Annotated in this window: 10 protein-coding genes; 3 read left to right on the forward strand and 7 right to left on the reverse strand. The window is 67.6% G+C overall.

Annotation, left to right across the window (positions count from 1 at the left end; translation table 11 throughout):
* Window positions 1-96: 96 nt before the first annotated feature.
* From WBP06_RS12065 to WBP06_RS12075, 3 genes are all read left to right on the forward strand, one after another.
* Window positions 97-984, forward strand: a complete 888-nt coding sequence (locus WBP06_RS12065; RefSeq protein ID WP_395327910.1) for a LysR family transcriptional regulator — start codon at window positions 97-99, stop codon at window positions 982-984.
* A gap of 350 nt (window positions 985-1,334) precedes the next feature.
* Window positions 1,335-2,264, forward strand: coding sequence for a LysR family transcriptional regulator (locus tag WBP06_RS12070; protein ID WP_395327913.1), 930 nt, complete (start codon window positions 1,335-1,337; stop codon window positions 2,262-2,264).
* A 58-nt stretch (window positions 2,265-2,322) separates the two neighbouring features.
* On the forward strand, window positions 2,323-2,856 hold the full coding sequence (locus WBP06_RS12075) for a phosphoribosyltransferase (protein ID WP_395327916.1): 534 nt from the start codon (window positions 2,323-2,325) through the stop codon (window positions 2,854-2,856).
* Window positions 2,857-3,039: 183 nt separating this feature from the next.
* On the opposite strand, the gene WBP06_RS12080 is transcribed toward WBP06_RS12075, so the two are convergent.
* The 7 genes from WBP06_RS12080 to WBP06_RS12110 form a co-directional block, all read right to left on the reverse strand.
* Window positions 3,040-4,056 (reverse strand): adenosine deaminase, encoded by a 1,017-nt coding sequence (locus tag WBP06_RS12080; protein WP_395327919.1) that lies wholly within the window; start codon window positions 4,054-4,056, stop codon window positions 3,040-3,042.
* Complete coding sequence (gene guaD / locus WBP06_RS12085; protein WP_395327922.1) at window positions 4,053-5,339, reverse strand: guanine deaminase; 1,287 nt, start codon at window positions 5,337-5,339, stop codon at window positions 4,053-4,055. Before guaD ends, WBP06_RS12080 begins: the two co-directional genes overlap by 4 nt.
* On the reverse strand, window positions 5,336-6,673 hold the full coding sequence (locus tag WBP06_RS12090; protein WP_395334134.1) for an NCS2 family permease: 1,338 nt from the start codon (window positions 6,671-6,673) through the stop codon (window positions 5,336-5,338). The genes guaD and WBP06_RS12090 overlap by 4 nt, the downstream gene beginning before the upstream one ends.
* 283 nt (window positions 6,674-6,956) lie before the next feature.
* Window positions 6,957-10,433, reverse strand: coding sequence for a hypothetical protein (locus WBP06_RS12095; RefSeq protein ID WP_395327925.1), 3,477 nt, complete (start codon window positions 10,431-10,433; stop codon window positions 6,957-6,959).
* Window positions 10,430-11,371, reverse strand: a complete 942-nt coding sequence (locus tag WBP06_RS12100; RefSeq protein WP_395327928.1) for a hypothetical protein — start codon at window positions 11,369-11,371, stop codon at window positions 10,430-10,432. The genes WBP06_RS12095 and WBP06_RS12100 overlap by 4 nt, the downstream gene beginning before the upstream one ends.
* Window positions 11,372-11,516: 145 nt before the next feature.
* A complete protein-coding gene (locus tag WBP06_RS12105; RefSeq protein ID WP_395327930.1) occupies window positions 11,517-12,050 on the reverse strand; it encodes a DUF4402 domain-containing protein in 534 nt (177 codons plus the stop codon).
* Window positions 12,051-12,178: 128 nt separating this feature from the next.
* Window positions 12,179-12,676, reverse strand: a complete 498-nt coding sequence (locus WBP06_RS12110; protein ID WP_395327933.1) for a DUF4402 domain-containing protein — start codon at window positions 12,674-12,676, stop codon at window positions 12,179-12,181.
* Window positions 12,677-12,748: the final 72 nt, after the last annotated feature.

The following is a 12,748-nucleotide window of genomic DNA, read 5'->3' on the forward strand; positions in this document are numbered from 1 at the left end:
TCCACGGCGCGTCGGTGCGGCCTTTGCGCGCAAATTACCGGAGGCGCCCGACGCAAACAAATTGAAACTTTCATGGCCATTGAATAGATTTTGCCAATGATAAAGCGCGCCCACATCCGGCATTTCCTGGCCGTGGCCGATTCCGGCAGCTTCAAGCAGGCCGCGGCGCGCCTGCACGTGACCCAGCCCACCGTCTCCACCAGCATCGCCGAACTGGAACGTCTGGTCGGTTCGCCGCTGTTCGTGCGCGACCGGCGCCATGTGCGCCTGACCGAGCCGGGCGGCGCCTTCCTGCCGATCGCCCGCGACCTTGAGGCCGGCTTCCGCCGCGCCGACCAGTTCGCCAAATCCTCTCAATACCCCGAGCAACGGCAGTGGCCGGACCTGAAGCTGGGGGTGATCCCCACTGTCTCCGGCCCGATGCTGCAAGCGATCTGCGCGCAGTTGGCGGGGCATTACGGCGTGGAGCTGGTGGAGGGGGACGACCACGATCTGCGCAGCCAATTGGCCAGCGGCAAGATCCAGCTTGCCCTCACCCTGCTCGGCAAGACGGAGAGCGAGCCGGACATCGTGCCGCTGCTGGACGAACCCTATGTCGTGGTCATGGCGGGCCATCATCGCCTGGCCGGAACCGCCGAAGTCGCCGCCGGGGAACTGGCGAGCGAGATCATGATCGCCCGCCGATCGTGCGAGGCACTGCAGCGCACCAGCCGCTTCTTCACCGATGCCGGGGTCCGCCCGCGCTTTGCGCTGCGCAGCGAGAACGAGGATCGCTGCCTGCGCATGGTGGCAGCAGGACTGGGCATAACGGTGGCGCCGCGCTCGCTGGCCCCGGAAGGGACGGCGACGGCCGAAGTAAGGGATTTCGGCCTGACGCGGCGCCTGGGTTTCATCCGCGCCCCGGTCCATCTCGGCAGCGCGGACGAAGCGGAAAAGTTGGCGACGATACTGGAGACGATCGCCGCCAACCTCCCCCCTGACTGATCGTTCCGGAGCCGCCCGCCATACCCCCAGCGGAACGCAACCGATTGAATCCCTGAACCCCTGGCCTGAACCGCGTGGCCTGAACGCCTGTCGCCCCGAAACTCCGTGCCCCGAACCCCTTGCGGGGGCGCGACCCCGGCCAGGGTGTTGGGAAACCCTTTTTGGAAATTGCGCCCCCGTGCCGCCGGCACGCTTTCCAGTCGCCGCCCGGAACTCGGAAAACCGCACCATGCAGAGCGCTACCGTGTCGCGCCTTTCGACCTTTCCCAATGCGTAAGGACTTGACTTGGTGCGATCAAACGCAATGATTTTCACGCAGCGTTGCAAAAATTAGAGCGGGTACGGGCCCCATGCCGGCGTTTTCGCGTTTTCTCCGTTATTTCATGGCCGTCGGCCGGCTGGGTTCGATCCGCAAGGCGGCGGACGAATTGAACGTCTCCGCCTCGGCAATCGACCGGCAGATTTTGAATGTGGAGGCGGAACTGGGCCTGCCCCTGTTCGAACGCCTGCCCACCGGCCTGCGGCTGACGGCGGCGGGCGAGATGATGATGGCATCGGGCAGCCAGTGGCAGCAGGGCATGACCGGCCTGCGCGCGCGCATCGAAGACTTGCGCGGGCTGAAGCGCGGCCATGTCGACATCGCGGTGATCGACTCGTTGGCCCAGGGTTACGTGCCCGACATGATCCACGCGATCCAGCAGTGCTATCCGGGCATTTCGATCGGCGTGAAAGTGATCGGCAACGAACACGTGCGCCGCGCCATTGCCGAGGGAGAGGTGGACTTCGGCATCCTGTTCGAACCGCATTCCTATCGCGACCTGACCGTGCGCGCTTTCGTGGAAGTGGTGCTGGGCTTCCTGACCCCGCCCGGCCATCCGCTGGGCGATCGGCGCGAGGCGCGCTTTTCCGCCTGCGCGGGCGAGCCGCTGGTTGCGCCGGCCGAACCGCTGGCCGTGTGCCAACAGATCGCCGTGCTGGAAGGCGCAACCGGCGTCGTGCCCGAACGCAAGGTGACCAGCGACAACATCCAGATGATCACTTCTCTGGTAACGCGCGGCGTGGGGGTGGGCGTGCTCACATCGCTGGACGTCGCTACCGAAGTGCAGCGCGGCCTGCTGAACTTCACCCGCATATCCGATCCGTTGCTGCGGCCGATGACACTGGCGCTCTGCACCGCATCCGCCCGCACGCCTTCCCATGCCGCGGCGATGGCGCTGGGCGAGATCGAGAACAGCTTCGCGCAGCTCGGCTACGCAGCCTCCGTCAGCCAGCGCGATTGATACGCGCGCCCGAACCCGATAATTTCCGCACCAACTCCCTCTTCCAGGAATTCGTTACATGTCCGATCACGCTGAGCCTCAGCTCCACTTCCTCGAATATTACGAGGATTTCCTCGCCAAGGTCCGCCAGCTTTCGCGCAAGGTGCAGGAACGCGAATGGCAGCCGGACTTCGTGATCGGCATCGGCCGTGGCGGCCTGGTGCCGGCGGTCTACATCTCGCAGCAGCTTGACCTGCCGATGCTGTCGATCGACCATTCGGCCAAAGTCCCCGGCTTTGCCGACGAACTGCTGGCCAAGGTCGCGGCGATGAGCGCGCAAGGCACGCGGCTGCTGTTCGTCGACGACATCAACGATTCCGGCGGCACCATCGAATACATCCGTGGCCTGCTGGCCAGCAACGGCGGCGCGCAGGAAAACCTGCACTTCGCCGTGCTGATCAACAACAAGAGCTCCAAGGTGGAAGTGGACCTGTGGGTCGACATGATCGACCGGGCCGAGGACAAGCGCTGGTTCGTGTTCCCGTGGGAATCGGTGGGCACGCGCGACGCCATCATCGACGAAGCCCGCTCGGTTCCCGAACGGCTGGCCTGAGCGGCGAGCCGCCTACCCCACCCACCCAAACCTCCCAAATCAAAACCCGTCATCCCCGCGAAGGCGGGAATCCCGCTTTTCTTGCGGCTGGACGAGAGCGTGCAGAAGAAAGCGGGGCCCCCGCCTACGCGGGGGCGACGAGGTTGCTGGTTCAGCGTTCGGCGAAACAGCCGACGTGCCGGGTCACCCCTGCGCTGCCATGTAGGCGTCGATCCGATCGAGATGCGTCGCCACCGCCTCTGCCGGAAGGAACGACCCGGTGAAGCTGTTGCGCGCCAGCAGTGCCAAGGCTTCCCGATCCAGCCCGCGCGCCGTGGCCACGGCGCGGTAATTGTCCGCCACATAGCCGCCGAAATAGGCCGGATCGTCCGAATTGACCGTGGCCTTCAACCCATGCGCCAGCATCGCGTCGATCGGGTGATCGGCCAGATCGTCCACCACGCAAAGCTTGTGGTTGGACAGCGGGCAGACCGTCAGCGTCATTTCTTCGCGGACCAGCCGTTCGATCAGCGCCGGATCCTCCAGCGCGCGGTTGCCATGGTCGATACGATGGACGCCCAGCAGGTCGAGCGCCTGATGCACATATTCGGGCGGGCCTTCCTCGCCGGCGTGGGCGGTGATCATCAACCCCTTGGCGCGCGCGGCGGCGAAGACGCGCGCGAACTTCTCCGGCGGATGGCCTAGTTCGGAAGAATCCAGCCCCACCGCCGCGATCCGGTCCAGCCAGGGTTCCGCCTCGGCCAGCGTGGCGAAGGCGGCCTCTTCGGACAAGTGGCGCAGGAACGAGAGGATCAGGCTGCTGGTCAGGCCGTACTCCGCCTCTGCCGCCGCCATCGCGGAGAGCAGCCCCTCGATCACTTCCGAAAACGCCACGCCGCGATCGGTGTGGGTCTGCGGGTCGAACATGATTTCGGCATGGACCACGCCGTCGGCTGCGGCGCGGACGAAGTAGGCCATGGCAAGATCGTGGAAGTCCTGCCGCGTCAGCAGCACGTTGGCCCCGGCGTAGTAGATGTCCAGAAAGTCCTGAAGGTTCGAGAAATCGTAGGCCGCCCGCACTTCCTCCACCGTGGCGAAGGGGATCGCCACGCCATTGCGTTCGGCCAGCGCGAACATCAGTTCGGGCTCCAGGCTACCTTCGATATGGAGATGAAGCTCCGCCTTGGGCAGGCCGGCGATGAAGTTGTCGAGGTCGGTCATGTCTTGTCCCTGTTCCAGGCGCAGCGGCCCAGCAGATAGGTGCGCGCCACGGCGCGGTCGTCCCCCAGCACCTGCAACGCAAACAGCCGTTCGGCAAGGGTTGCGCCGCGCGTGCGCCGGGCCAGCAGCGGCGTCGCCTGCGGATCGAGCACCACGAAATCAGCCTCCTGCCCCACTTCCAGGCTGCCGACGCGGTCTTCGATATGCAGCAGCGCGGCGCTGCCCGCCGTCGCCAGCCAGAGCGCGCGGAACGGGTCCAGCCGCTCGTCCTTCATCTGTGCCGCCTGATAGGCGATCCCCTGCGTGTGCAGCAGCGAGAACGTAGTCCCCGCGCCGACATCGGTGCCCAGGCCCAGCCGCAGGTCATGGCGATCCGCCTGCCCGAAATCGAAGAAACCGGAGCCCAGAAACAGGTTGGAACTGGGGCAGACGGCGATGCCCGCACCGCTTTCATGCAGCCGCGCGCAGGACCGGTCGGACAAGTGGACGCCATGCGCGAAGACCGATCGATCGGTGACGAGGCCGAAACGGTCATAAACGTCGAGGTAGTCCGCCGCCCCGGCAAAGCGCGCCTCCACTTCGGCGCATTCGCGCAAGTTCTCGGCAAGGTGGGTGTGCATCAGCACGTCGGGGTGATCGGCCAGCAGCGCCCCGGCATCGGCCAGTTGCGCATCGGTGGAAGCCAGCGCGAAACGCGGGGTGACGGCATAGCCCAGCCGCCCGCGCCCGTGCCAACGGCAGATCAGCGCCTCGCTCTCCGCACGGCCGGACGCGAGCGTGTCCCGCAGGCCCTCCGGCCCCAGGTCCATCAGCACTTTGCCGGAGATTATCCGCATCTCCCGCGCCAGCGCCGCTTCGAACAGGGCATCGACGGACTGCGCGTGCGCGGTGGGGAAGACCAGCGCGCTGGTGGTGCCGTTCTTCAGCAGTTCGTCGAGGAAGAAGGCGGCCACCGCATCGGCATGCGCCTTGTCTACGAAGGCCTTTTCGGCCGGGAAGATGTGCCGTTCCAGCCAGTCCAGCAGCTGTTCGCCGTGCGAGGCGATGCGGTCGGTCTGCGGATAGTGGATGTGGGCATCGACGAAACCGGGCACGATCAGGCCGGGCAAGGTCTCCACCGGCACTTGCGCATGGCGCCCGGCCAGATCGGCATGGGCGCCGCGCGCGATGACGATCCCGTCCTCCACCACCAGCAGTCCGTCCTCCTCATGCCGGACGGCTTCGGGATCGGTGCGCGGGTCCCGGGAAACGGACAGGAATTCGCCGCGAAAGGCGCGGATCATGCGCCCCCCATCCAGACGAAGCGGGCGACGAACAGCAATGCCAGCACCAGCAGGAACCAGTCCTTCCGCTCCACCGTGCCGCGCACGATCTTCAGCGCGGCATGGGCGGTGATGCCGAAGGCCAGGCCATTGGCGATGGAAAACGTGAACGGGATCATCGCCACGGTCAGGAACGCGGGGATCGCCGCCAGCGGGTCTTCCCACTTCACCTCGGTCAGCGGCAGCAGCATCAGCCCGCCGACGATGATCAGCGCCGGAGCGGTCGCCGCCAGCGGGATCAGCTGCGCATAAGGGGCGACGAACATGGTCGCCAGAAACAGCAGCCCGGTGACCACGGCGGTAAGCCCGGTGCGCCCGCCCGCCTGCACGCCCGCCGCGCTTTCGACATAGCTGGTGACGGTGCTGGTGCCCGCCATCGAACCGACGATGGTGGCGGTGGCATCGGTGATGAGGATGCGGTTCAGGCGCGGAATGCGCCCTGCGCTGTCCATCAACCCCGCCCGTTTGGTCACGGCGACGAGGGTGCCGATATTGTCGAACAGATCGACGAACAGGAACACGAACAGGATTTCCAGCAGGCCCAGCCCGTGGCTGCCGGAAAGCCCGAACACGCCGGCAAGGTCCAGCTTGAAGGCAGTGCCGGTCAGCGCTTCCAGCGAATAGGGCTCCGGCGTCATCGTCACCATGCCGAACAGCCACGCGACTGCGGTGGTGGCCAGGATGCCGATCAGCATCGCCCCGCGCACGTTCCACACGCTGAGCGCGCCGATCAGCACCAGCCCGAACAGCGCCAGCGCCGCGCCGGGGGCCTTCAGGTCCCCCAGCGCCACGAAGGTCGCCGGATTGGCGACGATGATCCCGGCATCCTTGAAGCCGATGAAGCCGATGAACAGGCCGATGCCGCCCGCAACCGCCGCGAACAGGTATTGCGGGATCGAGGCGACGATCAGTTGCCGCACCCCGGTCACGGTCAGGAACAGGAACGCCACGCCCGAAACGAACACGCAGCCCAGCGCCACCGGCCAGGGCACGCCCATCTGCTGAACCACGGTAAAACTGAAGTAGGCATTGAGCCCCATGCCCGGCGCCAGTGCCAACGGCGTGTTGGCGACGAAACCCATCATGATCGAAGCGAAGGCGGCGGCAAAGCACGTGGCCGCCGCGACCGAGGCCACCGGCATTCCCGCCGTCCCCAGGATCGCCGGATTGACCAGCACGATATAGGCCATGGTCAGGAACGTGGTGACGCCCGCCAGCACTTCGGTGCGCGCATCGGTGCCACGTGCGCTCAAGGTGAACCAGCGCTCCAGCCTGCCGCGGGGCGGTGGCTCCATGCTGCTTGTCGATTCCGTCACGCTTCTGCCCCTTGTTGCGGCCCGGCGGTGTTTCCGGGTGGTATTGTCGCGCCCATCACGCCCTGTCCCTTCAGCCACAGCGTCTCCGCATGGCACGCCAGTTCCTCAACGGTGCGAGCCGCCTATCCGGCCCCGGCTCCGACTCTGCCGGCGATCCTGCCGATGGGTGGCAAGCCAGGCAAGCCGGACGCGAAGGGGAAATCGGATGAACGCGACACATGGGCCCTGCTCTGCCCCGAACGGATCGTTGCAAAATAGCGCGCTATTGCTGCACCACGAACAGATCGCGCGAAAGCGTGCTGCCGCTGGGGCCGACATCCACCGCCACGGCATCGCGCAGCACGATCTTCAGCCGCGCCGCCTGATCGGGATCGATCGCCAGCGTGTAGCGGCCGGGGCGCACCTGTTCGAACAGATAGAACCCGTCCGCCTCCGTCCGCGCGCTGGAGGCGACTTTGCCCGCGGCATCGATCAGCCGCAGCTGCAACCCGGAAACCCCGCGCGAACGGGCCTTTCCACCGGAACGGGCGGCCGCTTCGAAATAGGCCGTCCCCTCGATCTCGCTCATCGCCACCACCGCGAAATCTGCCCGGTGGATGCGGCCGGGGCGTGGCACCACTTCGATGCCGCGCGTCACCGGGGCCAGCGCGATATCGGGCAGCGACGTGGGATCGACCTGCACGCTGACGCGCGTTCCGGCAGGCAGGCCGGTAAGCAACACCACGCCCTGCCCGTCGGTCTCCCCCGTGCCGATGCCGGAACCGAAGGCGACTTCGGGCAGGACCTTGTCGCCGGTGTCGTACTGGCCGTCGCCATTGCGGTCCTCATAGGCGCGCAAGGCCACCGCGCCGGACAATGCCTGCCCCGGCGGCGCGACATAGACGCGGTCGGTCAGCGGGTCGCGCCCGAAGCCGAAGCCCAGCCGCAGCGCCACCGAATGAACCTTGTTGCGCAGGCCATAAGTACCGTCGAACGCCAGTGTAAAGCGGCGGAACCGACGCTCCGCGGACAGGCCCAACTGGGTATCGCGGCGATGGAACGTCTGCGCTGCCGAGGCGCGCACCAGCGTGCGATCGTCCAGAGAGCGGTCCACTTCCAGCGACACCGCCTCAAGCCGGGGATCGGGCACCAGGGTATAGCTGGCGGCGGCGCGGACTTGCGTGCGTGAACCATTCAGCGTGGAGAGGTCGAACGTGCCGATCACCTGGTTGACGATGCCGCCGCCCGCGACGTTCGCAGGCTCGTACCGCGAATATTCCAGCGTGTTCGAGGCCAGCACCCCCGCCACCCGCGCCGATCCGCGCAGCGATGCCGTGGTCTGCACTTCGCCCGAGGCATATTCGATCCGCCGCGCCCGCGCATAGAGCGGGATCGACAGGCCGCCCTCGCCCCACGGACGCAGCGTGGCATTGGCATCCAGTTCGGTCACCCGGCGCAGCGGCTGCCCATCGAACACGCGCACTTCGTCCAGGAAATCGCCGCGATATTCGGCATGGGTCAGCGTGAAGGACGCGCCCAGCAACCGCCCGCCCAGCCCCGCCTCGATCGCGCGCCCGGTCTTGCCGGTTCCGTCCAGCGGCGTCGCCCCGTCTTGCATCGCGAAGTCCAGCTTGGCGGCCAGCCCGCCCAGCCCCGTGCGCAGCCCGGTACTGGCCAGCCAGCGGTCGCCGAAGTCGCTGTCGAACCAGCCGCCGCTCACCACCGCCGTCACGCCCGCCGTCACGCCATAGGCAAGCTGCGCACTCGCCCGCCAGCGGCCGTAATCGAGCCCCGGAATGAAGCGCGGCGCGGTGACGCCTAGCAGGTTCTCGTCCTTCTGCACCGCGCCAAGGGTGTAGACGACCTGCCCTTTCGACAGCCGCCCATCCCCCACCGAAATCCGTCGCACTTCCTCGCTACGCTGGCCCTGCGGCCCGTAGAAGACCAGGCGGAACAGGTTCAGCCCGTAATCGACCGGCACCTGCAGGAACTGGTACTGCCCGTTGATCGCCAGCCGCGTCGATCCCACCAGCACGCCGTTGCGGTAAAGCTCCACCTCATAGCCATCGGGAAGCTGGCCGCGCAGGTCGATCCTGTCGAACACCGAAGCCGCTTCCACCGGGGCATTGGTCACCGTGCCGCCGCGCCCCGCCACGCCGCGCAGGCCGATGGGGAGCGAGGTGGTCGCCACATCGCCCATCGCGAACACAGTCGCATGAAGCGGCCCCAGCAGATCGGCATCGGGATCGATACGGCCCAGTTCGATATGCGCCGCCGTCAGCCCATCGCGCGTGGAATGGGTGAGGAAGACCTGCGCGCTCATCCAGGCAAGGTCGCCCGCCAGCCGCAGGTCGGTCTCCACCCGCTCGCCCAGCGTCGTGTCGGAAACCGCGCGCGCCTCCACATCGACCATCGGCACCGAGATCGGCAGCCACGGCGTATCCTGACGCGGGAACCGCCGTTCGGCATTGGCGGCGGAGGCCTGCTCGTTGCCCAGCCGCTCGCGCTCCGCCTCGCGCGCAAGGCGCTGTTCGACGGGGAACGGTTCCAGCGTCCTGATGGTGATCGACTGGTCGCGCAGGTTCGGCGTGATCGCCAGCGGCAGCAGATCGCCGATGCGCTCGGCGCGGACATAAAGCTCGCCGTCGAACGCCACGGCATCGCCTTTCGCCAGCGCCACGGCCTTGCCGCCCGCCTCCGCCGTGCCTTCGCGCAAGTTGACCGTCAGGCGCCGATTTTCGGAGAGGAACCAGCCGCTGGCGTAATGGCCCTCATCCCCCACGGAGATCGCCAGATCGAGCGTCCGCGCCAGCGCCCCCAGCGGCAGGTAGAGCCCGCCGCGCGTGCCATAGGCGATCACGGTATCCTCGCCCCCGGCGGTGCCGGTGGCCGCGGCGACCTTCACTGCCAGGATCACCTCGTCATCGTAAGTGATGACGGGGGTGACATTGGCGGGAAAAGTCTGCGTGGCATTGGCCGGAGTGAGATTGGCCGTGCTGGCAGGTACCATCTCCTTGCCGGTTTGCGGACCGGCGAGGCCGAAGCTGGGCGCCGGCAGCGCGCGCGAAGCCGCAAGGGCTGGCTGCGGGGGATCGGGCGGAGCCGTGTCCACCGCCGGATGCTGCGTAACCGCGAGCAGCAATGCCGGGCGCTGCTCGGCGATCGGCGGCGTTGCAGGGGGGATCGCGGCGATCAACGGGGCCGGTGTTGGCAAGTCCAGCTGCGGAGCCGCCGCCGAGAGAACCGGCACCTCGGACACTGCGGGCAGCACCAGCGCGATCGGCGCAGGCGACCGATCGCGCGCCGCCGTTGGCAGACGGTCGGCGGTTCCTCCCGGAATGAACGCAGGTTCGCCCATCGCAAGCCGGGAATGCGCCATCGTTGCCCCGGCATCGGTTGCAGGCGCCGGCGGCAAAGCCCACCGCGAAGGCTCCGCGCGAAGTTCGGCGGCAGCGAGGGCAACGGGCGCTGCCGAAGCCTGCAGGGCCGCGCGGATCGGCAATGCTCGCAGCGGCGGCGCGATGGCCGGTTCAGCGGTCAGTCCCGGCAGCGGAAGCTGGGCGAAACGGGGCCGGGGAACGGATCGTTGGGCCAGCGCATGATGCGGCGCGGGCGGCGCCTCCTCTCCGACCGGCGAAGCGGTGGGCGCGGCGCGATCGCCGCGCGCCAGCAGCGAGGCACCGGCCAGAAACGGCACCAGCCCGGCCGCCTTCGGAAAGCCGATCCGCCTTTCGTCCCGGCCGTCCCGGCCCCGGCTCACGGCACGGTGATATCCCGGCTGGCCAGCACTTTGCCGGGCTCCACATCGTCATCGGTATAGGTGACGGTCAACTTCGCGCCGCTGGCCGTAAGGCGCGGATCGGCGGCGGGGTCCAGCGGCACGGTCACTTGCCGCGCGTCGATCTCGGTATAGACGCCCAGCCCCCTCAGCACTGCCAGCGGCGCCTTCGCGCCCGGCGCGGTGACGGCGATGTCGCCGAAGGCGGAGCGGGTGCCGGACCGGGTTATGGTCAGTTGCAGCCCCTTGCCCCCACCCGGCAGCGGCACCAGATGCGCGTTCTCGATCCCCGCCGTCAGCGTGGTCTGGCCGACGCGGACGATCACCGGGATCGAGATGCCGAAACGCGGAACGATGCGCACGCCGATGGAATTGGGCTTCTGCGCGCCTGCCGCCTGCTCGATCGAGTAGGAGGCATCCTCCGGCGGCACGGCCACGGCGGAGAAGTGCGCGCGGTATTCGCCCGGCGGGGTATCGGGCGCGACGCGGGCCATGATGCGGATCGTCTGCGCCTCGCTGCCGCCCAGTTCCACGCGGCGCGGCGACCAGCGCAGCATCGCGGCGGCGCCGTGGACTTTCGCACGATCGGCAGGATCGACGGTTTCGATATCGAGCAGGCGACCGTCGCCGGTCATCATCTTGTCGGCAATGGTGATGTCGTACGCGCCGCGCTCGATACTGCGGTTGTAGAGCCCGACCGAGGCGATGCGCGCGCGATCGTCGATCACCACGCGCTTGGGGTAGAGGTTGATATCGCCCATGCCGCCCACGGCGCCTTCGGGCACGGGTGCTGCGGCTTGTGGCGGCGGGGCCTTGAGCGGATCGTCCTGTGCGATGGCGGCAGTCGCAACGCAAAGAGTCGCCAACCCGCCGGCACGCAGCAGACGCGCGCCGTTCCCCAGTACCGATGCGACGCGCAAAACTGCGACCCCCGAATGCCCCTAGTAATTCCACCCATGCAACTGCCTAGAATCAGGCGCAATCATACTTAAGTATTTATGCGTTTGTTTGGAAAATGCGCATGCGCATTTTCGGGTGGGGCAGAGGGCCGGTGCCGCATATGCATTAAAGATAGTAGACCGTCAGCGTGAACGTGCCCGAATAATTGCCCGGCGCCTGATTGGCCGAGACGTTCAGCGTGCCGCCGACATTCAGCGTATCCTGCCCGGATGCCCCCAGCACGCCGATGCCGAAAATCCCCGCGTCCGAAGTGAAGTCGCTCACCTGCATCGTCGCCGCGCCGGAGGAGATCGTGGTCGTGCCCGGCAAGGACACGATGTAGAGGCGGTTCGCCGATCCGTTCAGCTGGAACATCGCCTGCCCGCGCCCGCCATTCCCTTGCGGCAGGGACAGGGCGTTCGCCATGCCGCCGGTGCCGCTGACGGTGCCGGTGGTGCTGACGGTCTCGGTCCCGGCCGTAGTCGGCCGCGTGAAGCTGCCGAAGCGCAGATAGGCCAGCGGCACGATCTGCGCGGGCGCCACCACTTCGGCGGTGGCGGAACCTTTCGCCCCGGCCGCCAGCGCCGCCCCCGGCAGCAGCGCCAAAAGCGCTGCCCCGAGAAGAGCAAGACTGGCCCGGTACTGTCTCCTGCGGGTCATCCCGATCCCTTGCGGCGGCTGACGAAAAGGTATGTCGGCCCCGAGCCCCCCTCGGGGCCGACACGGACGGACCTTCGGATGGCGCCCCCCAGCGCCCCCGGAGGGCCCACCCCCCAAGCTGATCGCTCTCAGTTGTAGGTGACGGTGGCGTCGTAGCTGCCGGTATAGCTGCCGGCGGCCTGGTTCGCGGCCACGGTCAGCGTTCCGCCCACGGTGAAGCTGGCCGCGCCCGAGCTGCTGAGCGAGCCGGTGGTGGACGAGGCGGCCGTGGTGAAGCTCATCGAATTCGAACCGCTGGTAACGGTGCTGCCGGTGGTGGCGATGGTGAAGGCGCGGCTGGCATCGCCGCCCACCGTGAAGGCATCCGCCGTGTTGGTCGAACCGGCGACCAGTACGACGCCGCCGGTCTTCGAACCGACGCCGGCCGAATTCACTGCCACGGTGCCGCCGGTGCCGGCGGTGAACGAACCGAAGGCCAGCGCGGCGCCCGACGTGTGCGTCAGCGTGATCGGCGCGATGACGGTGGCGGTGGCGGTGCCCTGCGCGGTGGCGGCAAGCGCCGAACCGGCGAAGAGCGGCGAAGCGGCGGCAACCGCCAGTGCGGAAACAAGTGCAAGCTTCTTCATGAAAAGTACCTCCTGAATAGTCCGGACGTCCCGACCGACCGAACTGCCACGAGGCGACCCCGTCTCGTGTTG

The organism is Novosphingobium mississippiense, from assembly GCF_044029535.1.
GTDB lineage: Bacteria > Pseudomonadota > Alphaproteobacteria > Sphingomonadales > Sphingomonadaceae > Novosphingobium.

Coding starts and splice junctions, on each gene's coding strand:
- WBP06_RS12070 (WP_395327913.1), top strand. CDS start 1,335: ATGCCGGCGTTTTCGCGTTTTCTCCGTTATTTCATGGCCGTCGGCCGG.
- WBP06_RS12105 (WP_395327930.1), bottom strand. CDS start 12,050: ATGACCCGCAGGAGACAGTACCGGGCCAGTCTTGCTCTTCTCGGGGCA.
- guaD (WP_395327922.1), bottom strand. CDS start 5,339: ATGATCCGCGCCTTTCGCGGCGAATTCCTGTCCGTTTCCCGGGACCCG.
- WBP06_RS12090 (WP_395334134.1), bottom strand. CDS start 6,673: ATGGAGCCACCGCCCCGCGGCAGGCTGGAGCGCTGGTTCACCTTGAGC.
- WBP06_RS12075 (WP_395327916.1), top strand. CDS start 2,323: ATGTCCGATCACGCTGAGCCTCAGCTCCACTTCCTCGAATATTACGAG.
- WBP06_RS12065 (WP_395327910.1), top strand. CDS start 97: ATGATAAAGCGCGCCCACATCCGGCATTTCCTGGCCGTGGCCGATTCC.
- WBP06_RS12080 (WP_395327919.1), bottom strand. CDS start 4,056: ATGACCGACCTCGACAACTTCATCGCCGGCCTGCCCAAGGCGGAGCTT.
- WBP06_RS12110 (WP_395327933.1), bottom strand. CDS start 12,676: ATGAAGAAGCTTGCACTTGTTTCCGCACTGGCGGTTGCCGCCGCTTCG.